The 26,457-nt window shown below is 69.7% G+C and carries 26 protein-coding genes and 4 pseudogenes; 14 read left to right on the plus strand and 16 right to left on the minus strand.

From position 1 onward, the window contains the following. Window positions 1-168: helix-turn-helix domain-containing protein (locus ACH4FX_RS41870; RefSeq protein WP_398487099.1), on the plus strand; the 168-nt coding region annotated here is incomplete at its 5' end. Window positions 169-258: 90 nt separating this feature from the next. On the opposite strand, the gene ACH4FX_RS41875 is transcribed toward ACH4FX_RS41870, so the two are convergent. Beyond that, on the minus strand, window positions 259-501 hold the full coding sequence (locus tag ACH4FX_RS41875) for a hypothetical protein (RefSeq protein WP_398487060.1): 243 nt from the start codon (window positions 499-501) through the stop codon (window positions 259-261). 1,034 nt (window positions 502-1,535) lie between these two features. Here ACH4FX_RS41875 and ACH4FX_RS41880 point away from each other — a divergent pair. The 3 genes and pseudogenes from ACH4FX_RS41880 (at window position 1,536) to ACH4FX_RS41890 (ending at window position 4,630) form a co-directional block, all read left to right on the plus strand. Further along, entirely contained in the window at window positions 1,536-2,684 is a 1,149-nt protein-coding gene (locus tag ACH4FX_RS41880) for a Fic family protein (protein WP_398487061.1), read from the plus strand. Window positions 2,685-2,885: 201 nt separating this feature from the next. Beyond that, window positions 2,886-3,355: pseudogene (locus tag ACH4FX_RS41885) on the plus strand (zeta toxin family protein); the annotation flags it as partial. 432 nt (window positions 3,356-3,787) lie between these two features. Continuing rightward, window positions 3,788-4,630, plus strand: a complete 843-nt coding sequence (locus ACH4FX_RS41890) for a zeta toxin family protein (protein ID WP_398487100.1) — start codon at window positions 3,788-3,790, stop codon at window positions 4,628-4,630. Here the strand turns inward: ACH4FX_RS41890 and ACH4FX_RS41895 are convergent. Continuing rightward, window positions 4,594-4,893 (minus strand): hypothetical protein, encoded by a 300-nt coding sequence (locus ACH4FX_RS41895; protein WP_398487063.1) that lies wholly within the window; start codon window positions 4,891-4,893, stop codon window positions 4,594-4,596. The genes ACH4FX_RS41890 and ACH4FX_RS41895 overlap by 37 nt on opposite strands. A 145-nt stretch (window positions 4,894-5,038) precedes the next feature. Between ACH4FX_RS41895 and ACH4FX_RS41900 the strand changes: the two genes are divergently transcribed. Then, on the plus strand, window positions 5,039-7,732 hold the full coding sequence (locus ACH4FX_RS41900; RefSeq protein WP_398487064.1) for an ATP/GTP-binding protein: 2,694 nt from the start codon (window positions 5,039-5,041) through the stop codon (window positions 7,730-7,732). A gap of 104 nt (window positions 7,733-7,836) precedes the next feature. Here the strand turns inward: ACH4FX_RS41900 and ACH4FX_RS41905 are convergent, their stop codons facing one another. The 11 genes and pseudogenes from ACH4FX_RS41905 to ACH4FX_RS41955 form a co-directional block, all read right to left on the minus strand. Beyond that, window positions 7,837-8,277 carry a hypothetical protein gene (locus ACH4FX_RS41905; RefSeq protein ID WP_398487066.1) on the minus strand — a complete coding sequence of 147 codons (441 nt, stop codon included), beginning with the start codon at window positions 8,275-8,277 and terminating at the stop codon, window positions 7,837-7,839. 437 nt (window positions 8,278-8,714) lie between these two features. Then, entirely contained in the window at window positions 8,715-10,349 is a 1,635-nt protein-coding gene (locus tag ACH4FX_RS41910) for a thiol-activated cytolysin family protein (protein ID WP_398487067.1), read from the minus strand. Between the two features lie 383 nt (window positions 10,350-10,732). Then, complete coding sequence (locus ACH4FX_RS41915) at window positions 10,733-12,199, minus strand: hypothetical protein (protein WP_398487069.1); 1,467 nt, start codon at window positions 12,197-12,199, stop codon at window positions 10,733-10,735. Between the two features lie 506 nt (window positions 12,200-12,705). Then, window positions 12,706-12,894 (minus strand): hypothetical protein, encoded by a 189-nt coding sequence (locus tag ACH4FX_RS41920; protein ID WP_398487071.1) that lies wholly within the window; start codon window positions 12,892-12,894, stop codon window positions 12,706-12,708. Next, window positions 12,894-13,265: a hypothetical protein gene (locus ACH4FX_RS41925; protein WP_398487072.1), complete on the minus strand. Its 372-nt coding sequence runs from the start codon at window positions 13,263-13,265 to the stop codon at window positions 12,894-12,896. Before ACH4FX_RS41925 ends, ACH4FX_RS41920 begins: the two co-directional genes overlap by 1 nt. A 1,102-nt stretch (window positions 13,266-14,367) precedes the next feature. Further along, the gene (locus ACH4FX_RS41930) at window positions 14,368-14,649 is read right to left on the minus strand and encodes a hypothetical protein (RefSeq protein WP_398487074.1); all 282 of its coding nucleotides are present in this window, start codon (window positions 14,647-14,649) and stop codon (window positions 14,368-14,370) included. 131 nt (window positions 14,650-14,780) lie between these two features. Further along, window positions 14,781-14,987 (minus strand): annotated as a pseudogene (locus ACH4FX_RS41935) (Tn3 family transposase); the annotation flags it as partial. A gap of 222 nt (window positions 14,988-15,209) precedes the next feature. After that, window positions 15,210-16,223 carry a competence protein CoiA family protein gene (locus ACH4FX_RS41940; protein WP_398487076.1) on the minus strand — a complete coding sequence of 338 codons (1,014 nt, stop codon included), beginning with the start codon at window positions 16,221-16,223 and terminating at the stop codon, window positions 15,210-15,212. A 310-nt stretch (window positions 16,224-16,533) separates the two neighbouring features. Continuing rightward, window positions 16,534-16,779 (minus strand): hypothetical protein, encoded by a 246-nt coding sequence (locus ACH4FX_RS41945; protein ID WP_398487077.1) that lies wholly within the window; start codon window positions 16,777-16,779, stop codon window positions 16,534-16,536. A gap of 506 nt (window positions 16,780-17,285) precedes the next feature. Further along, window positions 17,286-17,972 carry a DUF4232 domain-containing protein gene (locus tag ACH4FX_RS41950; protein WP_398487078.1) on the minus strand — a complete coding sequence of 229 codons (687 nt, stop codon included), beginning with the start codon at window positions 17,970-17,972 and terminating at the stop codon, window positions 17,286-17,288. A 253-nt stretch (window positions 17,973-18,225) separates the two neighbouring features. Further along, window positions 18,226-18,522 (minus strand): hypothetical protein, encoded by a 297-nt coding sequence (locus ACH4FX_RS41955; RefSeq protein ID WP_398487079.1) that lies wholly within the window; start codon window positions 18,520-18,522, stop codon window positions 18,226-18,228. An 854-nt stretch (window positions 18,523-19,376) separates the two neighbouring features. On the opposite strand from ACH4FX_RS41955, the gene ACH4FX_RS41960 reads away from it, so the two are divergent. Continuing rightward, a complete protein-coding gene (locus tag ACH4FX_RS41960; protein ID WP_398487080.1) occupies window positions 19,377-19,598 on the plus strand; it encodes a hypothetical protein in 222 nt (73 codons plus the stop codon). 34 nt (window positions 19,599-19,632) lie between these two features. Here the strand turns inward: ACH4FX_RS41960 and ACH4FX_RS41965 are convergent. Both ACH4FX_RS41965 and ACH4FX_RS41970 read right to left on the minus strand, forming a co-directional pair. Further along, window positions 19,633-19,825 (minus strand): annotated as a pseudogene (locus ACH4FX_RS41965) (IS982 family transposase); the annotation flags it as partial. A 116-nt stretch (window positions 19,826-19,941) separates the two neighbouring features. Then, window positions 19,942-20,856, minus strand: a complete 915-nt coding sequence (locus tag ACH4FX_RS41970; protein ID WP_398487102.1) for a transposase family protein — start codon at window positions 20,854-20,856, stop codon at window positions 19,942-19,944. A 249-nt stretch (window positions 20,857-21,105) separates the two neighbouring features. Between ACH4FX_RS41970 and ACH4FX_RS41975 the strand changes: the two genes are divergently transcribed. The 3 genes from ACH4FX_RS41975 to ACH4FX_RS41985 all read left to right on the plus strand — a co-directional run bounded on the left by ACH4FX_RS41975 (window position 21,106) and on the right by ACH4FX_RS41985 (window position 22,385). After that, window positions 21,106-21,438, plus strand: coding sequence for a hypothetical protein (locus ACH4FX_RS41975; RefSeq protein ID WP_398487081.1), 333 nt, complete (start codon window positions 21,106-21,108; stop codon window positions 21,436-21,438). Between the two features lie 135 nt (window positions 21,439-21,573). Then, window positions 21,574-22,041 (plus strand): asparaginase domain-containing protein, encoded by a 468-nt coding sequence (locus ACH4FX_RS41980; protein ID WP_398487083.1) that lies wholly within the window; start codon window positions 21,574-21,576, stop codon window positions 22,039-22,041. Continuing rightward, complete coding sequence (locus ACH4FX_RS41985; RefSeq protein ID WP_398487103.1) at window positions 22,041-22,385, plus strand: hypothetical protein; 345 nt, start codon at window positions 22,041-22,043, stop codon at window positions 22,383-22,385. The genes ACH4FX_RS41980 and ACH4FX_RS41985 overlap by 1 nt, the downstream gene beginning before the upstream one ends. A 363-nt stretch (window positions 22,386-22,748) precedes the next feature. On the opposite strand, the gene ACH4FX_RS41990 is transcribed toward ACH4FX_RS41985, so the two are convergent. Next, window positions 22,749-23,084, minus strand: a complete 336-nt coding sequence (locus tag ACH4FX_RS41990) for a hypothetical protein (RefSeq protein WP_398487085.1) — start codon at window positions 23,082-23,084, stop codon at window positions 22,749-22,751. Window positions 23,085-23,377: 293 nt separating this feature from the next. On the opposite strand from ACH4FX_RS41990, the pseudogene ACH4FX_RS41995 reads away from it, so the two are divergent. From ACH4FX_RS41995 to ACH4FX_RS42015, 5 genes and pseudogenes are all read left to right on the plus strand, one after another. After that, window positions 23,378-24,134: pseudogene (locus tag ACH4FX_RS41995) on the plus strand (transposase family protein). A 202-nt stretch (window positions 24,135-24,336) separates the two neighbouring features. Then, the gene (locus ACH4FX_RS42000) at window positions 24,337-24,828 is read left to right on the plus strand and encodes a hypothetical protein (protein ID WP_398487086.1); all 492 of its coding nucleotides are present in this window, start codon (window positions 24,337-24,339) and stop codon (window positions 24,826-24,828) included. Between the two features lie 77 nt (window positions 24,829-24,905). Further along, window positions 24,906-25,196 carry a hypothetical protein gene (locus tag ACH4FX_RS42005; RefSeq protein ID WP_398487087.1) on the plus strand — a complete coding sequence of 97 codons (291 nt, stop codon included), beginning with the start codon at window positions 24,906-24,908 and terminating at the stop codon, window positions 25,194-25,196. A 375-nt stretch (window positions 25,197-25,571) separates the two neighbouring features. Further along, window positions 25,572-25,997 carry an STAS domain-containing protein gene (locus ACH4FX_RS42010; RefSeq protein ID WP_398487105.1) on the plus strand — a complete coding sequence of 142 codons (426 nt, stop codon included), beginning with the start codon at window positions 25,572-25,574 and terminating at the stop codon, window positions 25,995-25,997. Window positions 25,998-26,072: 75 nt separating this feature from the next. Continuing rightward, complete coding sequence (locus ACH4FX_RS42015) at window positions 26,073-26,447, plus strand: hypothetical protein (RefSeq protein WP_398487088.1); 375 nt, start codon at window positions 26,073-26,075, stop codon at window positions 26,445-26,447. Window positions 26,448-26,457: the final 10 nt, after the last annotated feature.

The following is a 26,457-nucleotide window of genomic DNA, read 5'->3' on the forward strand; positions in this document are numbered from 1 at the left end:
TCCCGTCGGGTGGCCGCGGCACGCGCCCTGCTGGAGGAGACGGAACTGCCGGTCGAGGCGATCGCAGCCCGCGTCGGCCTCTCCTCCGCGGTCAATCTGCGCCGCCGCTTCCGCTCCGCAACGGGCACGACCCCGGGCGCCTACCGGCGAGCGTTCCGGGTCCCGTGATCCGCCGGACTGCCCGCGCGATCCATGCGCCCGACGGTGACGAGCAGGACACCGCCGAGCGCACCTTCCCGTGAGCCTGCCGCCACCTGGTCACCGCGAGTCGTCTGCGCTGGTGTCCGCCCGGTACTCGTGAGGTCGTCCCCCGCGCCATTCCACCCGCCCGGGGTCATCGAGGATCGCAGCGCCTTCCGGCAGCCCGGCGCGCCGCAGGAACTCCTCGACATCGGCGTCCGAGTGCGCGATGCCCAGGTCGCGGTCGATACCGGAGGTACGGACGGAGACGCGGCGGCCACCGGAGTCCGCCGGCCGGTGCACGGTGATCGGTGCGGCCATGCCTCCACCCTGAGTCCGCACGCCTGCGGCCGCACGCCGACGAGCATGGCACCAGGCTCTTAAGCGCCACCCCACCACGGTCAGTATCAGGTGCTGCACGAAGTCCAGCAGTAGGTCCATCCACCAGTTGTCCATGGTTACTCCGCTCTTGAAGGGGGCGTTGTCCGCCCCGAAGGAAGGTCCTGAGTGGGAAATAGGCCCGGTGCGTGTTCACCAAGCGGGGGTACGCGACGACCTGGCCGGGAGACGCCGTTGCGGCCGTACGCCCCGACAGGGCGTGCTGCGCGGGCTGACGAGATAGCTGACCTGCGTCAACGCGTATGGCGGTGCCCCGACGGAAGCCGCGACGAGACCGCGATGCGCCGCGGTGAACGCGGTACGGCCGCGACGGCGTCGCGGCTACGGAGCGTCCGTCGCACCCTCGTCGAGGCCCCGTCGCGCCCCGTATCGCGGCATTCCGCCCTCGCGCAGAGCGAGATGCCTGTTGACCGTCTCCACCGGCGCCTCGCGTACTGGTGCGTCCGGTGCGCCGCCGGACGGAGGACGGTGCCCGAGCCGGGTGGTGTCCGCTTCGAAGGACACCCTGCTCCTCTCTTACCGCCGCATGGTGTGGTTGGGACTACAGGGAGAGACCGGGCAGTGGAGACGAGGACGCCGTCGGGGGTGTACCGATGCGGAACGACGGCTGCTGCGGCGGGCCACCCGGTACGGGACGCCGGGGTGCCGTACGGCAGCGGCAGCGTGACGTCGACAACGCGGCCGCGTTGTCCAGGACTCCGGCTCTCCCCCACAGCCGGACCAGGACGGCGGCCCGGTTTCGCGCCGATGCCGGGCCGCCGCCGTAGCGGCCGCCCGTTGGGGCGCCCTCCCAGTCCACGTCGCCCCAGGTCTCGCATCTCCGCAGGTCAGGTTCTGCACCGTTGTTTTTCCGCGAGTGCTGCTGGGCCTGGCCCCACCAAGAACCCCGCCCCCTGCACAACGCGCACCCACCACATCGTCTTGACAGTATTATCTAGTCATGGTGGCATCGTGGCATGTTGTATGGGACTCCGGAACTGGATGCCGAGGATCACCGCGTTCTCGCGGAGATCGAGGAAATGCGGCAGAAACTGCGGCATGTGCTGCGCGCCCAGCCCCGCTGGTCGGGGCAGCTGCGGCGGAACCTGACCGCGCGGGCGATCGCCGGGTCGAACACCATCGAGGGCTACGCCGCGACGGTGGACGATGTCGAGGCGCTGATGACGGGCGAGGAGCCGCTGGAGACCGCCGACCGTACCCGGGTCGAGCTGGAGGGCTACCAGCGGACGATGACCTACATCCAGGCCCTGGCCGATGCCGGTGACGACTTCCGCTACGACGCGGGCCTGATATCTGGCCTGCACTTCATGCTGCAGGGCCACCACCCGGACAAGCGGCCGGGCCGCTGGCGGGACGGGCCCGTCTTCGTCACCAGTCCCGACGACCCGATGGTGCCCGCCTACACCGCCCCCGCCTGCACGGAGGTGCCGGCGCTGATGGCGGAGCTGATCGACTGGCTCAACACCGGGGACCTGGACGCCCCGGTGCACGTGCGGGCCTCGATGGCCCACCTGAACCTGGTCAACATCCACCCGTGGAAGGACGGCAACGGGCCCATGTCCCGCGCCCTGTCCACGCTGGTGTTCGCCCGCGAGGCCGACAGCCTGCTGCCGCCAGAGTTCTCCTCCATCGAGGAGTGGCTCGGCCGCGGGCAGAACACCTACGGCTACTACCGCGTCCTGCAGCAGGTCGGCGGCCCCGCCTGGGACCCGCAGCGCGATACCCACCCGTGGATCCGCTTCTGCCTCGAAGCCCATCACCGCCAGGCCCAGCAGGCCCAGCGCCGCACCGACCTGCTCTCGCGCGCCTGGGTCTATCTCGGCGAGGCCGCCGAGGAGTCCGGGCTGGACGAGCGCGTGGTCTACGCGCTGCTGCCCGCCTTCTGGGGCTCGAAGGTTCGCCGCACCGTCTACCAGCAGGACGCCGAACTCTCCGACCAGCAGGCCATCCGCGACATCCGCGAACTGGTCCGCCTGGGCTGGCTGGTGCCGCACGGCAAGGCCCGGGCCCGCTTCTACGCTCCCGGCCCCCGGATGGACACCGCCCAGCAGGAGGTCCGCCAGTCCGTGGCCCCCTACGCCGACCCCTACGGCGCCCGGGACTGACCCGCGCTCCGCCCGGCTCACCGCGCGAACGCCGCCGGGGCCAGCCGCATCTCGTACGACGTGCTCAGAAAGGTGTAAGGCCCGGTGAAAGACGCCGACGTGGCGCCGGTCGTGCTGGCAAACCAGGAGCACCAGGACATCCTGGAGACGCTGATCCTGCCAGTGTGGACGAAGGACGCCGTCGTCCAGGAGCGGCCGGTGGTGGCGTTCGCGGCCGGCCCCCCGGGCGCGGGCAAGACAGCCCTCGCCGACCTGCTCCAGGCGGTGCTGGCGCGGCGCGGCGGCGCGGTGCGCATCGGCAGTGACCTGTACAAGCGCTGCACCCGGCCTACGCGGCGCTGCTGGCCGCCGACGACCGGCACGCCGGGGTCGCGGTGCGCACGGACACCCGCCGCTGGCAGGACGGCGTGGAGGCGTACGTACGGCGCCACCGGCTGGACGCCGTGGTGGAAACCGCGCTGGCCGACGCGGACGCATTCCGCGCCGCGGCCGCGGCCTACCGGGCGGCGGGCCACCGCATCGGGGTCGCGGTCCTGGCGGTGCCGGAGGCGATCAGCCAGCTCAGCGTGCTGGAGCGGTACGTGGGCCAGGTCGAAGCCGCCGGCGCGGGACCCTACGTGTCCTTCGGCAACCACGACCTGTGCAGCCGCGCCCTGGTCAACACCCTTCAGGTCATCGAGGCGGAGCGGCTGGCGGACCGCGTCACCGTCTTCCGCCGCGACCACGAGGTACTGGCCGGCATCGAGCTGCACGGTGCCGCGCACGGCGGCGAAGGAGCCGCGGCGGCGGTGGCCGCGGAGAGGTTACGGCCCTGGACCGCGCGCGAATCGCGGGGATTCCGCCAGGCGATGTCCGGGATCCAGCAGCGGGTGCACCCCGAACGGATCTCCCATGAGCGGCACCTGGCGGTGGCGCAGGGCATCGAGCGGGCCTTCGCCCTGTCCGAACCGGTGCGCCGGATCGCCCAGGCCTGCGAGGAGCCGCCGGGCGTCGACTACCACCGCCTGTCCCACGACGAACACCACTGGATCTTCAACGAGCTGATCGTCCCGGGCTACCTCGGCGACATCGTCCCCCAGGAGCAGCCCGTCGCCGTGTACGTGATGGGCCAGCCGGGCGCGGGCAAGACCGCGGCCGCCACCGTCGTCCAGCACGCTCTGCGCGGCCGGTGTCCGGTGCGGCTGTCGGGCGATGACTTCAAGGCCATGCACCCGGACTACCACCAGCTGCTGCAGGACAGCCCGCGCGGCGCGGGCGCGGCGATCCGCGCGGATTACCGGGCCTGGATGGCCGAGGCCGAGGCGTACGTACGCCGGCGCCGCGGCGATCTGGTCATCGAGATGGCCCCGGGCAGCCCGGAGGACTTCCTGCGCAGCGCGATCCCGGCCGAGCAGGCCGGCTACCGCGTCGAGGTCGTGCTGCTGGGGGTGCGCGCGGCCGACAGCCGCCAGGGCACCGCCCACCGCTACGCCCAGGCGGTCCAGCACGGCCTGCCCGGCCGCTTCACCACCCGGCACGGCCACGACCGCTGCTACACCGCCCTGGCCGGCGTCGCCCGGATCGCCGAGCAGCATCCGGCGGTGGCCTCGGTCCTGGTCCTGCGGCGCGACCACACCGCGGTCTATCGCACCGAGCGCACCCCGAGCCGGGCCTCGGCGGGCCCGGGGCGCGCGGCCGCGGCCTTGTCGGCCGAGCGGCAGCGGCCCTACACCGCGCGGGAAGCCGCCGGCTTCCTGGCCGCCCACCGCACGCTGCGGGCCGCCCTGCCGCAGTACCGCAACGAACTGGCCGGCATCCTCGCCCTGGCCCGGCCGCTGATGCCCCTCCACCTGCAGCCGCCCCGGCTCCCGCCCCCGGCCGGGCCCGTACGGCTGCCGCTGCCCGCACCCCGCACCGGGCGGACCGCGGACTACGGGGCGGTCAGCCGGGCGTGGAGCGCCGCGTAGTGCGCCGCGATCCGTTCCACCTCGGCCGGGCCGAGCTCGGCTGAGCGCAGCCGCTGCTGGTCGGCGATACAGGCCCGCTGGCGCTCCATCAGCTCCGCAAGCCGTCCGTCGTCCGGGTACGTGGCCCGGCGCTCGGCCAGGATCCGCTCGGTGTACAGGGCGATCACCTGGCGTACGAGGTCGTGCACCGCACCGGCATCGGACGGCGCAGGCCCGCCTCCTGCCGGGGAGGGGCTGGCGGGAATGGCGGGTTCGTCGGGCACGGGATCACCTTCACAAGCGGGACTGACTCCGCCATTGTCCAAGAACCGCCCGCCCGTACGGGAGACGGCAGGTGGCCGGGACCGGCCCCCGCCAGGGCCGGTGGGGCATAGATTGGCGGTCCGTGATCATGAGGGGGTTGCTGCTGTGGCAGGGCGGGATCTGAAAGCGCTGTTCGCCTCGAACGACCGCGGGCTCGCCGCGGTGGAGGCGTTCACCAACCGCGGAGCCCAGTGGCAGGCGGTCACCGACGCGCTCACCGAGCACCTGCACCACATCCGCGAAGCGGGCTTCGACGTCCAGGACCTCGAAGCGCCCCGCCGCAACGTCCTCACCTTCTTCGGGGTCGGCGGCATCGGCAAGACCACCCTGTCCCGCAAGCTCGAAGCCGCCCTCGCCGCCGACGACGAGCACCGGCCCGCCCAGTGGGACCAGCCGGCCTGGCCCGCGCACCCCCGCCTGTTGCCCGTCCGCATCGACCTCGCCCGCTCCGCCGGCACCGACTTCGAACGCCTCGTGCTCACCGTGCGCCTGGCCCTGGCCGCCACGGTCGGGCGCCCGCTGCCCGCCTTCGACCTGGCACTGCGCCGCTACTGGGAACACCACCACCCCGGCGAACCACTGGAGGAGTACCTGCGCCGCGGCGGCCTGGCCGGGAAGTTCGGCAAGGCGCTGCCGCAGCAGATGCGCTCCGCGCTCGGCGACGCCGCAGCCGCCCTGGCGCTGCCCGGCTCCGTGGCCACCGCGGTCGGGCAGGTGACCGGGGCGCTGGTGCGGGCCCTGCGCGAGCGCCGCCAGTCGGTGCGGGCGCTGGCCGGCTGCGCGCGCCTGGCCGACCTGCTGGAGACGGAACCGGACCTGGAGGCGCTGTCGTACTACCCGCACCTGCTGGCCTACGAGCTCGCCCAGCTGCCCGCGGACAAGGCCGTGGTCCCGGTCGTGTTGCTGGACACCTTCGAGGACACCGGGGACCGTACGCACCGCGATCTGGAGCGGCTGATCCAGCGGGTGGTGTGGCTGATGCCCAACGCCTTCTTCGTCATCACCGGGCGCAGCCGGCTGCAGTGGGCCGACGCGGCCCTGGCGGGCCAGCTCGACTGGACCGGCCCCGCCGCCTGGCCCGGCCTGGAGGCCGCGGCCGTCCCGCACGCCCGCACCACTACCAACGACGGCGGCCGTACGCGGCAGGTACTGATCGGCGACTTCTCGCCCGAGGACTGCGACGACTACCTCGCCCGCCGCCTCACCCGCGACAACGAACCGCTGATCGGCGCCGAACTGCGGCAGACCATCACCCGCCGCTCCCACGGCCTGCCCCTGTATCTGGATCTTGCGGTGATGCGGTTCCTGGAGATCCGCCGCAGCGGCCGCACCCCCGAGCCGGCCGACTTCGCGTACGTCTTCCCCGCCCTGATCGCCCGCACCATCCGCGACCTGACCCCCGACGAACGCCACGTCCTGCGCTCGGTGAGCCTGCTCGCCGCCTTCGACGTGCCGCTGGCCACCCGCGCCGCCGGCCTGCCCCACGAAGCCGCCGCCGTACGGCTTTCCGAGCGGCCGTTCGTGCGCGAAGACCCGTTCGGACTGTGGCCCTTCCACCTGCACGCCCTGATCCGCTCCACCCTGCGCAGCGCCGACGACCAGACCGACGACGCCTGGACCGCACGAGACTGGCAGCAGGCCGCCCAGCGGTCCTTCACCGCGCTGGGCGAGCAGTGGAGCACCGCGTCGGCGCACAACCGCCTCCTGCTCGTCGGCTGCCTGCGCCAGGCCCTGGTCCTCGCCCGCGACTTTGGCCTCGACCTGGGCTGGCTGGTGGAGGCCGCCTTCCACTACATCAGCGACTCGATCTGGGAACCCCTCGCGCCTCCCGCCGACGGAGAGAGCGCCGCCGCCGGGCTGAGCACGGCCGCGGACGCGCTGGTGGAAACCCTCAGTGCCCTTGCCCGCCGCCAGCACGAGCACCGCGAGCGCACCGCCGAGCGGCTCACCACGGTCATCGACACCGGCCTGCTGCCCACCGAGCTGCACGAGATGGCCGTCTACTACCGGGCCAAGGCCCACCGCGACCTCGGCCGCACCGCCGACTCCCGTACGGGCATGCAGCATGTCGCCGACGGCGGCGGCCGCCTCGCCCCCAACGCCCGCCGCGGCCTGGCCCACCTCGCCCGCCTCGCCGGCGACTTCCCCATCGCCCTCGCCGCCACCGGACACCTCGGCTGGGAAGGCCGTCACCACCGCGTCGAAGGTGACGTGCGCTGGGTCCAGGGCGACATCACTGGCGCCGCGCAGGCGTTCCAGGCCGCGCGGCGGGAAGGCGAAGAGCACGGCAAGCGGGGCGAGGTCGCCATGTCCCAGGCCATGCGCGCCTTCACTCTCGCCTTCACCGACCCGGCCACCGCCGACGACGAGATCGACCTCGCCGAGCACCTCCTGGCCGCCGTCGACCTGCGCGCCGCCACCCTGGATGCCCGCATCGCCGCCCTCCTGCGCGACGCCGGCACCGACACCGGCGTCGAAGACCGCGCCCAGGTCCTCACCGCCGAGATCAGTACCTCCGGGCTCGCTTTCAGCCGCGCCAAGCTCGAGCTGGCCCTCGCCTTCCACCACGCCGTCCGCGACCACCACACGGCGCTCGCCGACAGCATCGGCCGGCTGCGGGAGCTGACCCGCGAGGACTACTACGCCTACTACGTCGACATCGCCCACTTCATGGCCGGCCTCCCGCTCCCCGCCGACGCATCCCGTCCGCAGCCGCGATGGCTCGATGACGAACAGCACACCCGTGACCGCTGGCGTGCCCTGGTCGCTATGCGCCGCAATCATCTGCGCACCGCATAGGCCGGGCACGGGTATGTACCGCGTGCCGTCTTGAGGGGGGCTTCGGCTACCTCCACACTCCCCGGTGACGCGATCAAGCCCAGTGGACGTCCGGTAGCAGAGGATCAGTGCTCTTGGGCGTCCTCGCTGTACGTGGCCTCCTGCAGGGCCCGCAGGACCAGGCGCAGCTCCCCGTCGTCGAGCGGGGCCAGGACCTCCCGCAGTTCGACCGGCGTGCCGCCCGCCAGAGACGACGCGATGCTCAGCACGGCCAGCTCGCTGCGCGAGCCGACGATGGGAGTGTGCGTCAAGGCGCCGCCGACGGTGTTGCCGATCAGATGTGTGGCGACGCCGAACCAGTTGATGCTGGGCTGCGTGCCCGCGCGGTCGATGCGCGCGAAGGGACCGGCCTCAGACTCCTCCTCGCTCAGGAAGCGCCGCAGCCAGTACCCGTCCTGATGCCGACCCAACAGCTTGGTGGCCGCCCGCATCTGCTCGTTGTCCACGCCCTGCAGCAGGCTGTCGGCGAGCTGCTCGCCCATCGTGTTGTCCGCGACCGTCGTCACCGTCTCTTCTCCGTTCTCCAGGAGGTGGAGCCGCGGCCGGCCCCGGTTCCACCGTGCCCGGCCGCGTCCGACCGCAGGCCGCGGCCGCGCCGAGTGGTCGCCCGAATGCCCGCTGGCCGAGGGCCTGGCCTCGGGCGCCGAGCGGCGGTCCTTTGCGCGTGCGCGCGTAGAGACCGCTCAAAACGCTCAGAATTCACCGGGCCGCCTACGGCGCGGCGAGCCTCTGGTCCCGAACGCGGCAAGAGGCCCGAAGCCCTGTGGCTTCCGGCTCCTTGATTATCGAAGCGTTACCCGATCACCGCTGCACGTGCGCGTCGCACGCGAACTTGCCCAGCTCGACGGGAAAGGCCACCGCCCGCTGCGGATCGCCGGTGCCGAAGCTTCTGCAGCCGTATGGTGAGTGTGGCCTGCCGCCGCACCCGGGGCTGGCGGTATGGTTACCTCTCTGCGGTGTACAAAAGCAAGTCTTCGAGATGCATCATATTCACCTGTCCGTTGTAGGTGTTCGATCCGTCGGCAAACCAGCCGTTAGTCGTCAGAGGTGTCTCCCCGATGTAGTGGTCGTCTCCGGCCTGGGCTCCGGTGATGACACAGATCACTGCATCTTTGACGTATGGGCGCTTTGCGGTGAGCGGTTTTTCCGTGATCGTAGCCCCCTTGTCGAGGGTGATCGAGTCGAGGTCGTGCTCGGACATGTCCGGCAGGCGAATTTTGTTGAATTTCAGGGTGACCTGGGCGGGTGCCCAGGAGACGGCGTCGTACTCGGTGGTCTCGCTCATTTTGGCGGGCACGCCGTCGAGGGTGTGAAGGGTGTGTCCGATGGGTTTGTAGGACTTGAACGGCGGCTTGGTTGAGAAGTAGGCGTTGAGCTTCCCGTCGACCAGGAGGCCCTTGATGGTCTCTGGGGTGACGTTCAGGCCGACGATGCTGATCTCGGAGTTCCGGATGATTGCCTGGTAGCGGGCCTTCAGTTCGGCGGAGAAGCCGGATCCGAAACCCTCGTAGCTAGCTTTGAGGGCGGCGTTGATCTCTGTTTCTGTTTCCTTCGAGGTGAGGGTGAAGGTCAGAATGCGCCCGTAGATGACGCTGGAGACCAGTAGCGGCGGGTTTTGTGGGCCCATCTTGCCGCGGCTGACCAGTTCGTTGAGTTTCTGCTTGGTGAAGGAGGGCTTGAAGAGGGCCTTGGGGGTGCTCATGTCGCAGAATGCCGTGAAGGCGCGCTCGCGCAGATACACCAGAATGGTGTTCTGTGATTCCTTTCGCTTTCCCTCTACGTCCAGCGAAGCGGCGAAGCCTCCGTACTTTCCCGAGATTCCTAGCTCCAGGGCCACCTCCATGCTTGTGTAGCCCTCGACGCGGCGGTAGACGATATCGGAGGAACCGGGGGACCCGTCACCCACAACCTTTCCGATCGCTGCCAGGACATTGCTCGCTGTAGGCGGCGAGGCCGTCTCCTTCCTGCCGACCAGAGCATCCACCGTCACGCCCAGGTCCGCTCGGTCGGAGTCCTCCACTCCGGCCGGTTCCAGGTATCCCTGGTTAATCGCCGGCAGTGCCTGCACGATGGCACCCGGGAAAACCATGTTCACGTTCGGGTTGAACGTGACGATCGCTTCGGGCGTCTTGGTGGCTCGGTATTTCTGCGTGGTGCGGATGCGGCCGTTGACCGTATCCACCTTTGCTTCGCCGATCTTTTCTTTTTTGTCGGGGTCGTGCGGGGCCAGGTCGGGCCACTTGGTCCATTTAGCAATCATTGCGTTCATGTCGGCGGGCTCTGCTGGGTCGTCCGTGCCCACCGCCGACAGGGCCAACAGCCGGCCCTTGGCGTCCTTGGCCCTAACCCAGTACTCATGTGCCTGCGGCGGCCCGTCCAAAGTCAGATCCGCCGCACGGGGCGCCTGCCCCACGGGAGTCGGCGGCTCTTTCCTGTTCCCATCGCAGGGAGCCCGATAGAGCGCATACTCAACGGCCTCCGGCACCTGCCAGTCGACTGACCAGGCACCTGTGCCGTCTTCGGCAGCCCACGCCGCACCGGTCGCCCGCTCGCGGCGCTGTCCCGAACTGGGGGTCATCTGTCCTCCTCGTCTCATCACCCCCGTCACATTCAGACTTCGTCACATGGCAGTGGCCCGCACCGCGAGCGCATCCGTTCGCTGTTCCGGTCCGATTGGCGCACGCTGCCAACCACGCCAGCATGTGACCGGGCATCGCGGATGCGGCCTCGGTGCAGTTGAGAGCGGCCGGCTCGGTCGGGCGCGCATTTGTGCCCTGGCATGGCGCGGCAGTCCGGGCAGGTGCGGGCGCGTGCCCGCTCCCGGACGGCAGGCAGTACAGCTCGGCTCACACGTTCCTCATTTCCGTGGCCGCTCCGGTAGGATCGACCCCTTCTCACGTTCCGAGCGTTCTGCGTATGGGCGCCTGGTGGCGCAGGCGTGGCCGTGGCACGAGGGCCTGGTCATGCGGGCCGCGGGCCGAGGACGGCTTCGGCTCCCGGGATCAGCCACAGGCCGCTGAGACGGCTCTCGTCGTCCTCGCTTGCCGCTCGGGACGCCGGTGGCTGATGTGCTGCTTGGGCTGGCATGTCGAGGCAAGCCGGGTCGGAAGAGCTGGAGCAAGGTGCTCTGAGGGATGTGCTGTGGTGCGGTGAGGCCGGGGCGCCTCGGGGAGGCGTGCCCGGCTGCTGGCCGATGCTCCGTCGGCGGGCCAGGCGGCGCTCGTAACTCGCGCCGGGCCGGATGCGGTACCACCGGTTTCCGTCCAGCCGGAGCCACCCGGTATCGGCGAGCTCGCGGGCGGCCCGCCACATCTGCGCCTCGACCCAGGGAGCCTCGGGGTTTTCGAGACACTGGGAGGCGATCAGGTCTCTGATGCGAGGGCCGTGGCCGTGCCGGGTTACGTACTCGTCGACCCAACGCGCTACGGCGTATTCACGACCGCTCAAGTTGATGGGGGCAGGCATTGGGCTCCGCGAGGCCTGCGTGGCACGTACCGCGCCGGGTACGAACTCCCGGACGCGTTGGGAGACCAGGACACTGACCGGGGCGCTGGGCCGGGCAGCTGGTTCGCATCGGGTCAGCCAGCCTGCACGGAGCAGCCGGCGCATGACCGGGACGGCCAAGGCGTGGGAGGTGTAGCAACACAAGGCCGCCATCTCCCGGGGGCGGATCTGCCCGCGCCCGGTCTCCTTGCAGTTCGCGGTGATGTAGAAGGCCCCCAGCCGCACGCCCGCCGTCTGGCCCGCGAGCAGCGGGTGGACGAACAGGCGCTGAGCCCATCCGTTGCAGCGGGGCCGGGCGCTCGTGGGAAGCCCCATTCGGCTGGTGCCCTGGCCCAGGTCGGGGATGCGGCACTGGACGGCTCCAGGAGCGGGTCCGGGGCGGGCTGCCGACCGGATCTGGTCCAAGGACGCATCCAGCCAGCCGCTGCCGATGAGTTCGGTGAGTGCCGCGTCGGGAAGGTCCCACCGCTGCTCGCCCAGGTCCTCATGGGCCAGCATGAAGTGGCCACCCGACCGGGCGCGCAGGGCACACATCAGTGCGGCGACGCGGGTTTCGGGACTGGTGCCCACGCCCGCGTGGTCGAGGTACTCCAGGACATCCATGGCGTACTCGCCGAAGACGGCCGGTGTGCTTCCCCGCTGCGGGGCGCCAGCGAAGTTGTCTCCGGGGTCCTCCTCGGCGCCACTCTGGAGAGCGTGTGCGGCGGCCGCGCACACCGGGCAGTTGCGGGCACGCTCGCCGTCCGAGATCTTGGGCCGGGCGCTGGGGACGACCCGAGCCGGTTCTGCCGCGGCAGGCGGAGGGACAGCGGGCGGCGGGGTGTGGCCACCGCTCAGCACCTTGGCCCGGGGGATGGCCTCAGCGCATGCCGCGCAGGTCTCCGCGAGAATCCATACGCGGTCGAAGCGGTCGAAGATCAGCACGAGGGCCGTGGGGCCGCTGCACCGGGACAGGCGGCTGGACTCGTGCCAGGAGCACTGGTCCCAGCGGCAACGGCACCTGGCATCTGGCCGTGGCCGGCCCGCCTCGGCGATGTGCCGCCCCACATGTTCCCGCGCCCTGATCCGGGCCAGTGTCAGGTCTCGGAAACGTGTCGGGTCCGGTGGGCAGGAGCCGTTGCCCTTGCAGCTGATGACGACCACGCCCGCCGCAGGACGACCGTAGGGATCAAGACGCACGATCCATCGCCGTCCGGGCCCGCCCGTCGCTGTCGCCACTGCTTCGTCGCCTTTCGTGCGTGTGTGCGGCGTACGGCATCGGGTCGGTGTCCTCCTGGCCTGGGGGACCACGCCGCCAGGCCGGCAGAGACCGTCCTTTTGAGCGATACGCCACGCGTTCGAAACCGGACGCACCCAGCGCCGACCGGATGAAACGGCAGAACCGCACGGTCGGCCAGCGAAGGCGCTGCCGGTTTCGCGGCGTCTTTTGTCTATGTGCCCGATTTCGTGCAGAGGTGGCCTGCAGGGCAGGCCTCACAGCCTCGCTGGTCCGCCCAGCCTGTCGCCTCGACCGCGGCGAACAGTTCCTTCGCGTGCTCGGTGCCGCCGACGCCGTCGAAGGCCCCGTACTCCTCCGGATCCGGGCGGTCCAGCTCCGCCTGCTTGGCTCGCATATACATCAGTGCCGAGAGCTCCTCGGCCGTAAGAGCCTCGGAGGCGCCTCGAGGAAGGCATACCCGAGGAAGGTTGGCGGCCGCTTCGTCACCGACGAACAGCCACTGATCGCCCGGGCGGTCGGGCCGCTTGGCGACGAACGGATGAAAGGTTTGTCCTCGTACTCCTCCACGAGGAAGGCACCGTGGGCGTGCAGGCGGTGCATGCTGTCCCGCACGGCATTGGAGTCGGCCCCCATGGATTCAGCGGCTTGCTGCAGGGGCAAGATGTGGCCGCCATCGGGTCCTTCCAGAACTCCGAGATGGCCGGCGTCGATAGCGGAGTCGAGGACAAGAGCAGCCATCGGCGCCTCGCCACCGTAGTGGGGTGCGATCACTACAAGTCTCTCCATAAAGTCGCGAGAGTCCTCGTCCAGCCGCGGATCCGCCCGCACGTGACTCAAATCCATGTCCGCCGGTACCCGAATCCACTCCGCGTACAGATCCCCCGGTGGCTGCAACTGGTGCAGACTGTAGGACGCCGCCTGCCGCGGCCGACGCTGCTTTCCCGGCTTTCTCCGGCCCACCGTCTTCGCCTCCCGACGTCATCTGGTCTGCCCGCCCCAACGAAATGCCTGCACCCCAGGAACGCGAAAACCTGAACGATTCCACCAGTCGGAGCATCAGCCTCAGCGTTACGGCGGTACGAGATGAAATGCGCGACTGCTCCGGATGGAGCACCTTTCGCCTTCGCCTCGCAACCAGCCTGCTGGGCGGCAGGTTATGTGGGCATGAGCCGACGTAAGGGCCGGGGCGGTCGCAAGGGCCAGACCCATACGGCCACCCCGCGTCTTCGTTCCTACAGCGTGCCGCCGGCCTCTGCCGTCACGATCACCCGCGCGGACGGGACAACGCAGGTTGTGCCCGCGCAGAAGCCGGAGACCGCCGGGAAACGACAGCCTAAGCGGGGGCCATTGATCTGTGCGGTCTGCGGCTACCCGACGACCGAGTTCCCGACCGCGTACAGCAAGGCGCCCCGGACGCGGGGCAAGCCCGTCCACGCCTCATGCGCCCCATCTGCCAAGAAGCGGCCCAAACGCCCACCCCGGCCACGCAAACAGACCCCTCCCCCGGTACGCGGGCGCGTAGCTCCAGGAGCGGATCCGGCGACCGCCTGGATCGACATCTCGTGCACGCAGTGCCCGGCCCAGCCGGGACAGCGATGCGTCGTCCGCTACAGCAACGGAACGAGCGCAGAGGCGAAGATCCCGCACCGGGAACGAACACTCGCCGCCAAAAAAGCGGCAGCCCCAAGATGAGAAAGATGACCAGACAGGCCCCCTCGATCTCAAATCCTCACCCGTCCCGAATGAGCCGCAGGCGGTAGCGGGAGAAGGCGCTGCCGAAGTGTATTCGACTGCCGTGAACTCGGTTCCGGAGGGCCGCAGCGTGCCCCGGTGGGCCAACGGCACGACACATCTCCTCGTGGCGCCCGGACCGTTATGCGGTCAGGGCGGTAAGGCCGACCTCGGTGGGTTTGACCATGTCACCGCGTTCACCGTTAGCCGGGGCGACGATGCGGACGTAATTTTGCTGCCACAGCCGGACGGACACACGGTGCCACTCGATCTGGCGCAGCAGCCACTCTTCATGGCCGGGGTGGCGTTCGTTCATCCCCGGGGCGGGCGGACTCAATTCGTGGAAGAAGTCGGACATCACCACCGGCTCAGGTGAGGCGGAGATCAACGTCAAAAGCGCACGTTCGTCGGTGCTCAAGGACATGCGATCAGGCTAGAGGCGCGCGGGGAAGATGCCAGCCCGCCCAAGGCACGCAGGGGTGGTGTGTCGTTTCCCACGCGGAAATTCACCGGAATGCGGTCAATTACCGTGCGCAGGTGGGACTGCCGACGACACCGCAGGCCGTCCACAAAGGCGAGGTGTTCGTCACCCCCAGAACTTCACGATCGGAATCTCGGCCTGGCCGTGATCAGCGCGGCGTTCTCCGCGGCGATGTGGTGTCGGCCCGAAGGCAGTACTGATCGACGTGCACGAGTCGGGCCCGGGGCAATGCCTCGCAGCGGGTTGGCCAGCAGGACCAGACCGATGTTGCACGCCCCGGAACCCGAGACCAGGACGGAAGACCGGCCCGGCGACGACGTGCGGCGGTGGTGGCGTACGTCAGGCTCGGATGATGCGCTCCACGGCCGGCGTGCGGGACCCTGCGGAGTCATTTCGCACTTCCCCGAGCAGCACACCGCACCAGAAGGTGCCCTGTTGATGCTGGTTCGAAAACGGTCGCCAGAGGGCCTCACGGCGCTGAGCGACTCGCAGGGGACCGCCGTTCAGCACAGGATGTGCCGGCCGTGGCGGGCCAGCGCCTTGCTGAGCGGGCGGCGGCAGACCTCGCAGACCGGTGTGCCCGCGGGCGCCGGCCGCTCCGGCGGCGGAGGCAGGGGCGGCAGAGGCCCTGGGTTCCAGGGGCGCCTGCGGGGTTGCCGGGCGGCGGCCTCACGCCGCCACCGCTTGGCCTGTTCATGCTGCCTTCGGGCCTGGTCGGCGTCCTGCTGTACACGGGTGACCTGTTCGGCCAGACGCGCGGTCATCGCGGGCGGGAACGTCACGCCGTCGGCGCTCAGCCCGAGTTCGGCGAGCGAGAAGCGTTCCCGGACGACCGGATCGCCGGGGCAGGGCGGGTGGTGCAGTGCGTAGAGGCGCAGGTCCTTCGTCCACCACTGGGGGCCGCGCCCGTGGGGCTGGCCGAGCCGGGCCTCGGCCTCACCGTCACGGTGGTAGAGCGTCCAGGCGGGGGTGCCCTCGGCGAACAGCACGTGCGGGATGCGGGTATCCGGGCGCATGAACCACACATCCCGTACGCCAGCGGCGGCGTAGTCGCGGTGCCGGGCCTGCCACAGCTCGTCGGTGATCAGCTCGCGCTGAGCCTCCAGCGCCAGGATGGCGCCGTCGTCGAGGACGACGTGGACATCCGCGCGCCGGTCCCGCTCCGGTGTCCACTGCTCCGTCCGCACCCGTGTGACGTTGGGCAGGGCCGCGGCCCAGCGGGCGAGGCGGTGCTTGGCGTTGATGTGCCAGACCGTCTCACGGCGGTGGCCGCCGGGCGGGGCGGTGCCGGCCGGGTGCGCGAAGTGCGGCCGGACCAGGCCGCCGATCCGGCCGCGGGCCAGCAGCGGCACCTTCGTTCCTATCGGGGCGTCGATGCCGCGCCAGCAGTAGAAGCACACCACTGTCTCCCGCCGCCCGTAGCCGAGCACTCGCCACTGCTCCAGCGGCCTCTCGCCGATGTGAACCTCGGTCTGCGTCTGAAGGTCGAACCCCACCACCAGAAGATCGTCCAGCACTGGACCCTCCCCCTACTCCCCAAGCATGCGCGCGAAGCGCCTCAACGGGCACTGACAGTTCCTCCCCGTAAGGGCGCGCAGGAGAACCGCATCCGGGCGAGTACTCGGTCACGGCGGCTCGGCCGCAACCGCCCTGGCGCGATGCGCTGTATGTCCTCGCCGGTGACCGGCGCCTTGGCGGTGCGGCGGGTGTGGGCCGCACGCCAGGCGGCGGCTCCTGCCCCGGTAAGGGATGGAGCCGCCGTCCGGCTGGACGGGGCCGCGGCGCGCCGCTGATGGCGGGGCGACGCAGCCCGTTGTTGTGCGGCGGTCAGTCGTTGTAGTAGGGGGTGACCGAGACCGTGCCGTCAGGGTTGACCATGCAGGCGTAGGAGACGATCAGCTTCTGCGAGACCAGCTTGTCGCCGACGGCCTGGCAGTCCGCGATGGTGGTGCCAGGCACCACGATGTCCTGGCCCTGGTGCACTGCCGGAGCGGCCTGGGCCGCTCCGGCAGTGGCGCCGGAGAGGGCCAGGAGGCCGGCGCTGACAACGGCTGCCCGGGTGAACTTGCGCATTCTTCTTCTCTCTTTCCTTTGATCGTCGGCCACGCCCCGCGGGGGTGGCCGCTTTCCGCCGGCGGGCTCGAAGCTGTGTGCTCCGGCCGCTCGGTACCGCTCTTTGCGGGACCGTTGTATGCGGCACCTGTTTCCCGGCGAGAAGTTGCAAGGTTGTGTCCTGAGGACGCTTCTGTGTGCCTTTTCTGGTCGTGGCGCCATGCAGGCAGGGCGGGAGCTGGTGCTGTGACCGGAAACGATCACTGGGTTGGTGCCCCTGGCCTTGAGTCGGTTGGATGGGCGGCCCGTCCGTCGGCGTCTGGAGGCGCCAGCGGAGCCGGTCCGGGGCCGGCAGGCGCACCGGGCAGGAGGGGCAGGAGCTCCAGCGGATCGTGCGGCGGGGCAGCACCAGCACGGTGAGGTCCCGCCGGGCGCCTCCGGGAGCGTGTGGTGGTGCGGCCGGCCGAAGCGCCGGAAGACGGCCCCGGCTGGACACGCTCGCAGGCACACCGACGCCGTGATGCCCGTCAGACGTTGTACGGCTTCTTGGTGCTCCAGTTCAGCACGTCGGCCTCGTTCCAGCTGAACTGCGGCTTCCCGCCCTTGACGTCGACGGAGTAGAAGGGGCCGGCGTGACCGTCCGCGCCGCGCAGTGCGATGGCGAACGACTGCGCCGTGTGGTTCTTCGAGCCGTAGTCGAAGAGGTTCACCGCGCTGTATGCCGTGCCGCCGGGCCGGAGCGTGATGCGCTTGCCGCCGCCCGGGGCGTCCTTCTTCGAGCGCGGCAGTGCGGCACCGTCAACATCGCCGCCGAGCTTCACGGCCGGGTACGAGGTCACCCAGCACGGCTTGGCGCCCTCGTTCGAGATGGTGACCAGCAGGTGGTCGCCCTGCTGCCCGGCGAACCGGTGCACCGCGGTGACCAGCATCTCATCGCCGCGGCACGGCCGGGCGCCGGCCGCCCGGCCCTTGCCCGTGCCGCCCGAGGCGGCCGCCGAGCGCACGCCTACCTTCGCATCACCGCCGCTGCTGGCCTGCTGCGCGCCGCCCTTGCCCTGCCCGCTGGACGCGGACCGGCTCTGCGCGGTACCGGCGGTGTTGTCGCCGCCCGCCGCCGTCGAGCCGCTGTCGGCGCTGCCGCAGGCGGTCAGGCCCAGCGCCAGCGCGGCGGTGGCGGCGGCCAGGGTGGCGGTATGAATCCGGGACGTACGCATGATCTGGATCCCCCTGCGCTTCGTGCGGGAGTTTCCTTCAGCCCTTCCCGCGGTGTGGACACCACTTTTCCCGGAGCCACTGACGTTTCGGAAACGTCCCACTCACGTCCCGCAAACACACCGCACGCGATCACGGGACGGTGTTGCCTTCCGCGGAAGCCGGCAGCATCAGCCGGCAACCCGCGCCGTGAAGCCCACAAGCCCGCCGCACCACCGGAGACCCGGACCACCGCGCCGGCTCGGAGGATGGTGATCAGGGGCCGGTGAGGATGTCGTGGGTGCCGATGCGGCGCCAGATGACGTGCTGCATGCCCTGGACTATCTCGGGCCCGTACTGCCAGGTCGCCCGCCCGTTGCCGTCCCAGGTCAGCTCGAAGACGCCGGGCGTGCTGCGCACGCCCTTCACGCGGAGGCCAGCGCGGAAGCGCCCGTGCCCGGTGCGCAGGTCGTCGACGAACGCGGCCACGGCCTGGCGGAAGCGGTGGCGCTGGTCGGGGGTGAGGCGGTCCAGGTCGGCGGTGAAGCGGGGCAGGGCCTCGTACGTGGGCACGGCGGACTCCTCCAGGACGCACGAAGCCCCCGGCCGGTCGGCCAGGGGCGGTGAGGCTGGTCGTGTGGAAGGGCGTCGGTGACGCGGTGCGCTCAGTGGTGGTGGATGGTCGGAGGTGCGGTGCATTGGTGCACGCTCGATGGCGTGGGAGTCGGCGGGAATCGCAATGCGTGGTGGGTGGTGCTCGTGTGGTCGGCGCGCAGCATTCGCACGGCCGCCGTCAGTAGCTGTCACTCACGCCGACGCTGCGGGCAGCCTCCTCGCTGGCCCGCTGCCGGATCCCGTTCCGGGGAACGTGCCGCGTTCCGGCAGCTCTGCAACCGGGCGGGACGGTGCCCGCCCGCCGGTGACCGCCTGGATTGCCCGGTCGGCGGCGGCTCCCACGACTGCGTTGCGACTCGTGCGAGCCTGGCACCTGCGAATTCCCGGAAAGCCGCTGGCAAACCGAGTCTCGATGCCGGGCGGCGTGCGGCGGAATGGGCTGCCGGCCGCCCGGAGCAGGCCCGGTCGGCCGGCAGCCGCATGCCGAAAACAGCCAGCCGGGCATCACCGGGGGATCCAGCGCCCTCCAAGATCCCCGACAGAGTCACCCACTGAAGGCCGCGGGGCCCGACCGAAAGGCGGCCTTGGACGAAGCGTGCGGCCGCGCGCTGGCGCCGGGGCCGTTTCCCATCCGGCCGGAGCAGTCACGGGACGGCCCGTGGGCTGCCCCGCGGCCCAGACGTTAGCCGCGCGTTAGCGCACGCGTGCAAGATCGAAGCGAAAGCGATCGCTCCTCGGCATCCGGTGCGGTCGCTGCGTACGCGCAGCCTGGCGTTCCCGCCGGGAAGAGACACATTGGAGTGAGGCAAGTAGTGCGTAATCACCGCAAGAAGGCAGCAGTTGGCCTGGCCGCCCTGGCCGCGGTCTCCGGCATCTCGATCGCCACGGCAGGCCCGGCGTCCGCCGAGAACCGGCACTTCCCGACGAAGGCCGCCTGCTTCGACGCCGGCAACGCGGCGATGGCACCCGGCAACATCAGGGGCTTCCGCTGCAGGCCGGCCGGCCCCGGCGACTTCGTCCTGGAGATCTACTGACGGAGACCGGCCAGACGAGTAGTTCCGATGTGGCTCAGTGGTCGTAGGCGGTCAGTGACCTGATGGCGGGGGCGCCGGTGGTGCGGTTGCGCCCGGATGGCACAGGTCATGGCCAGGATTCGCTGGGCCACACGGACGCCGACGCCTTCGACGGTGCGGCCGCCGTGCTGTTCGAGGCCGAGCCGGCCTTTGAGGGTGTCGCTGACCGACTCGATCAACTGCCGCACCGTCTTGAGCAGGGATTCTGCGGCCTTTCCGCGCTCGTGCCCCAGCGTGCAGCGGGCGAGTAACGAGTTGGTGCGTGATAGCGGGTGGGACGTGCCTCTTCTCGCGGGCACTGGCCTCAGGCGGTGGTGCCGCGGTCGGACACGAGGGCGGCGATGGCACGGTAGGTATCGGGAAGCCGGTCGCGGCGGTGGGTCCAGCGGAGGAGTTGTTTCCAGCGCTTGTGGTCGGCCAGGGAGTGTTCGACGGTGATGCGGTCGGACGAGTGGTTGTGCCGGTCGCGTTCCCATTGTTCGAACCTGCCGGGCAGCGCCCCGGGGCGGGGCTTTCTCGGTGGTGTGATGGCCTGGCCGGGATGGTCGCGGCCCAGGCCCAGGTAGTCGTTGTCGAGCAGAACCTCGACCAGGCCGAAGTGGCGGAAACAGCTGGTGATGCCGGCAGCGCGAGCTGCGGTCACATCGTGCATCCGCCCTGGCCGCAGAGCATCGGTCCACAGGGTGCGGCCTTTGGCATCCGCGACCACGGTGGCTTTCATCGTGTTCTGCTTCTTCTTGCCCGATACGAATGCACGGCGGCTGCCCCGGCCCGCGGCCGGACGGCGGACCTGGACCTCGGTGGCGTCCAGCCGAAGTTCGACACCCTCGGCCTGGGCGTAGGCGAACGCGTCCTCCAGCGTGCGAAGCCGCAGGCCAGGCCGGTCGGGAACAGCGAAGCCACGCGCTGCCAGCAGCCGGCGTATCTCACCGATGGCCCGGGTGACCGTCGAGCGATCGACGCCGAACAGCACACCCAAGACGGAGTGGGGCAGATCGTGCCGCAGATGAATCAGTGTGGCCAGCAGCCGGTCCACGAACACCAGCCGGTACCGGGCGCCCGCACCCGGTGCACGCTTCCTCGACCCACCCCGTGCCTGGAACCGTCGCCCCTCAGCTGAGGCCGTCCACGGCCGGGCCAGCTCATCGACCAAACCTGCCAGATGCCCCGTCGAGACGCCCGTGAACACCGGATGCGCCAGGACCGTCCGATCGACCATGCCCCTCACGACCAGAGCTTGCCCACCCGCTATCACGCACCAACTCGTAACTCATGGGGCTGGGCAGGGCGGCAAGTGATGTCATCCACGGCTTCATCCTGGCGCAGAATCATCAGCACGACGGCCGTATCCGCAACTCTCGCACCACCAGGGCGGCGGCCCTGTATGGAGCCGGGGCGATCCGGTTGTCGAGTGACTCGGCGAACCAACCCCTGCGCACAGTAAGGCGAGTCGGGGCATCATGCTGGCATGGCAACGTTTGACCAGAGCAACCAGACGGTTCACGGCAATCAGTACATGGGTGACACCGTCAACGTCACGCACGGGAGCTACAGTCCCATCGATGCCCGGACGGTGGCGCGGGAGTTCGACCGGGCGCTGGCCGCAGTACAGGAGCTGGAGGTTCCCGCCGCCACCCGCACGCAGGTAACCGCCAAGCTGACCGCAGCGCGTGGCGAGCTGGAGGCCGGTGAGATCGGCGTTGCACGGGGCCGCTTGGCCGGGCTCCTGGCCATGGGTGGCATGACCGCGGCAATCGTGAACAACTGTGCCAGTGCCGTGGGAGTGTTCCTCGGTGGGTAACCCGGACGACCGTGACCACGGACGATCCGGAGAAGGCCAGCGGCGGGGGCGTTTTTCGATCAGCAGGGTCAACAGGTCAACGGCCCCCAGTACAACGCCGCCCGGATCGTCTTTGGTCAATCCATCTCTCCGGATGTGATTGCCGAAGGTTTACGGCGATACCACGAGCGCCCGCGTAAAAGAGGGAGTGCCTACGACTCCCAGCGTTATCAGGAGGAGCAGGAAGAGCTCGACCTCCAGCTCTTCGGTAACCGGCACTACACGCGGGACGCCGGGCCTGCTGCCTCACGGGGCGGGACCGTCCTGACCACCGGCATGCGGTCGCTGGACGAGCCGTGCGCGGATGGCCCGCGCAACCTGGCCGCAGCGGTCACGGCTGCTGTCGATCCCGTGCTGGTCGGCGCGGGCGCTGTCCTCTGCGTCGACGGCCGCCTGCATGCCGCCCGCTGGGTCACGCACACCGACGCCACCGGCGGGGCGGGCTTCTCCTCCGCCCCGTACTCACCGCTGGGGCGAGTGCGCCAAGGGCGCGTTGAGCCGCTGGCCCCACCACCTACCCGGCCGCCCGCGACCCACGGGAGCCCGAGTCGGACGTTGCCCTGATCAAGACCTACCCCGGAATCGAACCCGCCCTGCTCATCACGGCCGCGGACGCCGGCGCCCGGGGCATCGTGCTGGAAGGAACCGGCCAGGGCAACATCCCCGTCGGCCTCTTCACCGTGATCAGCGAGCTGACGGACGGGGATGTCCCCGTCGTCATCGCCTCACGCTGTCGCACCGCGGCGATGCCGTTGGAGGACATGCCTGCCGGCGCCGGTCTGGTCACCAAGGGCGGGGCGATCGGCGCATGCGGGCTGGCCCCGTCCAAGGCGCGCATCGCACTCATGGCCGCGCTGGGCACCGGCGGTGGTGTGCAGGCCGCCTGTGCCTGGTTTGCCAAGTTCTGAACGGCTTGGCCCCTGCGCTGTTGGTGAGTAATCGCGCATCTTTTCGTAGCTGTCAAGGGCGCCGAGCCGCTTCATCAGGCTCGGGCTGCCCGGCCGAAGCCGGCAGCGGCCCTGTCCTGCTCGCGCAGCGGGGTGAAGCCCACGTCCAGCTTCGGGCCGTACCCCTCGGACTGGATGCCGAGCTCGTGCGTGGAGTATTCGCCGAACCGGTTGATGTGCCCCCGGTGCCCGAGCGCGCGGGCGCAGGGAAGGGCTGGTGAGAGCCTGCTGAACCGTCGGCAGGCAAGGAAGGCTACGGAGACACGCCGTCGACGGGGATGGACAGTGAGCCCTTGTCAACCACACGTTGAGGCCGCGCGATGATCAGCTACGGTGTTCGGCGCTGCTGTCGGTGATGGCTCGGAACAGCCCGCGAGCCTGCTCGCAGAACTGCTCGACCTCCGTGATGTCCGGCTCGTCACCGCCGGCCAGCATCCGGGCCTGGAGCTGCTCGGAGCGCAACCCGCCGTAGCGGGCCCGTACCTCGGCGGTCACCGGCTGGACCGCGATGTGCAAGTGCTTGCGCGCGTCGCGGCCGTGTGACCACATACAGACGTAGGTCTGCTCGGGCCGGCACAATGCCTCCACGACGCGAGCGGTATCGCGCAGCAAGGGGCCGAGTTCCGCCGCTGCCGTGTCGTCGAGCTCCGCGATGGCCACGACGTGTTCCTGTGGGCCGACGATCAAGGTGCCGAGATTCATCGGACCGACAACGTGGTTCACCACCCACGCAGCGGTCTCGTGCAGGACACCCCCGGGCAGTTCCCGGCGGCCGGCCAGAAGGTCACACCCAAGACACCCCGTCACATCCACGCGCACCAGCCTATACAGAGTCCGTAGCGATGACGCCGACGGCCAACTTGGCTGATGATGCATCCGGTTGGCCTGCGCGCGATGAAGCTCCTCGTAGACGGGGTCACAACCAAGATCGCCCGTGCCGCCAGGAGCTTCATGTGCTTGTCCACCCGTCTGCTCCCGATCTGACCACACGGCATGTGCGGTCCCTGCCCGCCCGGTTGGCCACGCATCGGGCGGCGTGCGGGACTCGGTGGCGTCGGCTGTCCGCTGGCCGCCAGGCGCTGCCGGTGCTGGCGCACCTGCGCCTGGGGCACACCTACGCGCAGCTCGCGGCCGGGTTCGAGGTGGGCGTGAGCACGGTGTACCGGTACACCGCGGAAGCCGTCGGCCTGCTCGCGGTGCGGGCGCCCGACCCCGCCACGGCGGTGACGGCCGCCTCGGCAAAAGCGTTCGTGATCCTGGACGGGACGCTGCTGCCGGTCGACCGCATCGCCGTCGACCGGCCCTTCTACTCCGGCAAACACAAGAAGCACGGCATAAACGTGCAGGTCATCGCCGATCCACAGGGCAAGCTGCTGTGGGCCTCTCCCGCCCTGCCCGGCGCCGTGCACGGCCTCAAGGCCGCCGGAACCCACGGCATCATCGACGCCTTCACCGAGGCGGGACTGGCTTGCCGGGCGGGCAAAGGCTACCAGGGCGCGGGCGGCACCGTGCGGGTGCCCTTCCGCGGCCGGTGGGACCGGCTCTCGGCAGGTCAACGCACGGTCAACGCCGCGCACGCCCGCCTCCGCGCCCTTGGCGAGCAGGCCATGGCGACCTTGAACACCTGGCGCCTGCTGCGGAAACTCCGCTGCAGCGCTATCCGAATCACCAGCCACCATCCTCACCCTCCACCTGACCTGCTCAAACTGAGGTTGGCAAAGGCTCAATGTCCGGAATAACGGGGAATGTGCCATTCCGCATATGAGTCTTGACCTCGTTTGGATCGCCCCCCTACGGTGAGTTTTCGGCCCGACGCCACCACCTGGGCGCGTAATTGCCCTCGTGGCCATCGGAATTCGTTACGGGGAGGAATCAAGTGGGGAATCACCGTCTTGCTGTTGGTTCTGCTGCCATGACAGGAGCCCTGCTCATGTCTTGGCCGGCGACCAACGCCCAGGCCGCAGTTCCCGGACCGAGCGGGAAGCCGTCTGCGGGCCCTGCGGTAACCGCGGTTCAGACATCAGGGGATGTCTCCGCGAAACGCAAGCTGCACGTCCGGTGCGAGGCTCGACTCAACCAGCCGCACCGATCGAAAGGAAAGTACCACATCCTCTTCAAGACCCGGGTGAAGTGCAAGGGGTATGGCGCGAACTTCGTTCACGTCAAGGTGCGAGGACAGCTGATCCGAGGGCATTACACGCCGGAGCAGAAGGTGGTGGCCACGTCGAACCAGACACAGTCCATCGCGGTGAACGGCAAACAGGCAACGTACTACACTCCGAAGGTGAAGGGTAAGAAGATCAAGGCGTCTGGCTATTACAAGGGCGCAGTCACCGTAAGGATCACATCACCGGTTCCCGGGTCATCCGCCGCAGTGGACACCGGAACACACTACGTCCCGTAACGCTCGATGCGATCCGTTGCCCGGCAAGAGGTGTACCGACCTCTTGGCGGGCAATTTTCTTCAAGGTGAGGATGTTGATGAGGACAGTCATCGTCGACCCGCGCGATATCACCTGGGAAGACGAGGAACCTGTCTTCCGGGTCTACTTCTGGAAAAAAACCTGGGAATCCGAGCACCCGGATGAACCGGACACCTACGAGTCGATCGAATGGGAAGTGTCCGAAGCAGACGTCAAAGAAGTAATCTCGTGGGCTGATGCATACGCACGGCGGGAAGGTATAGACATGTATACCTTTTATCTCCGTGCCAGCGACGCCCGTGGACGCCCGGGCCTGATTAAACTGTTCGGAGTAGATCCAACAGAATAGTCCTCCATGCATAGGTGGACACTTGCGGACGCCTGCCGGGTCAGTGCCGGTCGCTCCGCAAGGGACAACTGCCCCCTGCACCTCACACGGGCACGAGCTGTCAAACTGCTCCAGGACCGCCTCGCCTGCCATCCCCGGCGACGTGCATCTGGCCCTTGCCCCAGGCCCGGCAGGGCAGCAGCCGGCGGCGAAGAACAGGGCCATGCCGGGCCGGGCCCGCATCTTGGGTACTGGTCGCAAGCGTTAGAGCCCGTCCGAGAACCTGGTGGATGAGGTGCGGGAACGTTTCGGTTCTGAGTGTGGCACGGAGTGGGATGAAGTGCCCTGCCGATGGGGGCATGCTGCTGCTGAGCCATGAAGTGGCGTTCTCTGCAGATGACTTGGGCCGTGTGGGAGGCGGTCGGAGATGACGCTTCCGATTTCTGTCAGGCAGGGGCGTTTGATCGTGCAGATGCCCGCGGAGGTGGATATCTTCAACGCTGGGAGGATCCGGGGCGAGCTGCGCGACCTGTGCGCGGCCGTCTGGCCCCGCACTCGAAGGAGCGGATTTCCTTGGTCGTCGTGGACTGGTCGGCCGCCCCGTTTCTGACGACGGCCGGGACGGCGGTGCTGGAGGACTTCCGGCAGGCTGCGCGCGACACTTCCACTCCGTTCGTGGTCGTCGTGCCCAAGGGCCCGCCGCGCAAGGTGATGCACATGGTGGGCTGGGACGGACGGGAGCCGCTGTTCGACAGCGTAGGCCAGGCACTGCTGCAGGCCGGGGGTGTCGGTGACTTCGGGGGTTCCCGGGAGCCGGGATGATTCCCCCGGGTGGGCGGCTGAGCGGGGTGAACGGTCATGACCAACGGAGAGAGGCAGTACCGGCGGGGGACTCCGATGAGTCATCTGGGCGATCACTTGGGGCTTATCGCGGCGTTCAACGAGCAGGCCCGCAAGGGGCTGGAACAGGACTCGGACACGGCCCGGATCTTCATGGCGATCTACTCCGGGTTCCTCATCGAGGCCGGCGCCCAGATCCGTGTGCGGCTGGACCCGTCCCTCATGGAGCAGGCCACCGTGGCGATCCGGCAACGCAACCCGGAGGTAACCCGTGCCCAGCGGGAGGCAGCCACGCGGCTGTTGGCCACGGTGTGGGCGGCGGGGTGGACGGGCGGCGCGGACAGCGAGGACTGGAGGCGGGTGGCCCCGGAACTGCCCGACATCTGCCTGCGGGTGGCGGCCCTGGTCGACGACAGACCGGACACCAAGTAGGCCGGGCCAG

Source organism: Streptomyces sp. NPDC018019 (assembly GCF_044327805.1).
In the GTDB taxonomy this organism is placed as follows: Bacteria; Actinomycetota; Actinomycetes; order Streptomycetales; family Streptomycetaceae; genus Streptomyces.

What these genes read in the sequence shown, in the direction of transcription:
- ACH4FX_RS41975 (WP_398487081.1), top strand. Translation starts at nt 21,106, where the DNA reads ATGGCAACGTTTGACCAGAGCAACCAGACGGTTCACGGCAATCAGTAC.
- ACH4FX_RS41920 (WP_398487071.1), bottom strand. Translation starts at nt 12,894, where the DNA reads ATGTATATGCGAGCCAAGCAGGCGGAGCTGGACCGCCCGGATCCGGAG.
- ACH4FX_RS42015 (WP_398487088.1), top strand. Translation starts at nt 26,073, where the DNA reads ATGAGTCATCTGGGCGATCACTTGGGGCTTATCGCGGCGTTCAACGAG.
- ACH4FX_RS41875 (WP_398487060.1), bottom strand. Translation starts at nt 501, where the DNA reads ATGGCCGCACCGATCACCGTGCACCGGCCGGCGGACTCCGGTGGCCGC.
- ACH4FX_RS41945 (WP_398487077.1), bottom strand. Translation starts at nt 16,779, where the DNA reads ATGCGCAAGTTCACCCGGGCAGCCGTTGTCAGCGCCGGCCTCCTGGCC.
- ACH4FX_RS42010 (WP_398487105.1), top strand. Translation starts at nt 25,572, where the DNA reads ATGACTTGGGCCGTGTGGGAGGCGGTCGGAGATGACGCTTCCGATTTC.
- ACH4FX_RS41880 (WP_398487061.1), top strand. Translation starts at nt 1,536, where the DNA reads ATGTTGTATGGGACTCCGGAACTGGATGCCGAGGATCACCGCGTTCTC.
- ACH4FX_RS41970 (WP_398487102.1), bottom strand. Translation starts at nt 20,856, where the DNA reads ATGGTCGATCGGACGGTCCTGGCGCATCCGGTGTTCACGGGCGTCTCG.
- ACH4FX_RS41950 (WP_398487078.1), bottom strand. Translation starts at nt 17,972, where the DNA reads ATGCGTACGTCCCGGATTCATACCGCCACCCTGGCCGCCGCCACCGCC.
- ACH4FX_RS41910 (WP_398487067.1), bottom strand. Translation starts at nt 10,349, where the DNA reads ATGACCCCCAGTTCGGGACAGCGCCGCGAGCGGGCGACCGGTGCGGCG.
- ACH4FX_RS41890 (WP_398487100.1), top strand. Translation starts at nt 3,788, where the DNA reads ATGGGCCAGCCGGGCGCGGGCAAGACCGCGGCCGCCACCGTCGTCCAG.
- ACH4FX_RS42000 (WP_398487086.1), top strand. Translation starts at nt 24,337, where the DNA reads ATGACAGGAGCCCTGCTCATGTCTTGGCCGGCGACCAACGCCCAGGCC.
- ACH4FX_RS41930 (WP_398487074.1), bottom strand. Translation starts at nt 14,649, where the DNA reads ATGTCCTTGAGCACCGACGAACGTGCGCTTTTGACGTTGATCTCCGCC.
- ACH4FX_RS42005 (WP_398487087.1), top strand. Translation starts at nt 24,906, where the DNA reads ATGAGGACAGTCATCGTCGACCCGCGCGATATCACCTGGGAAGACGAG.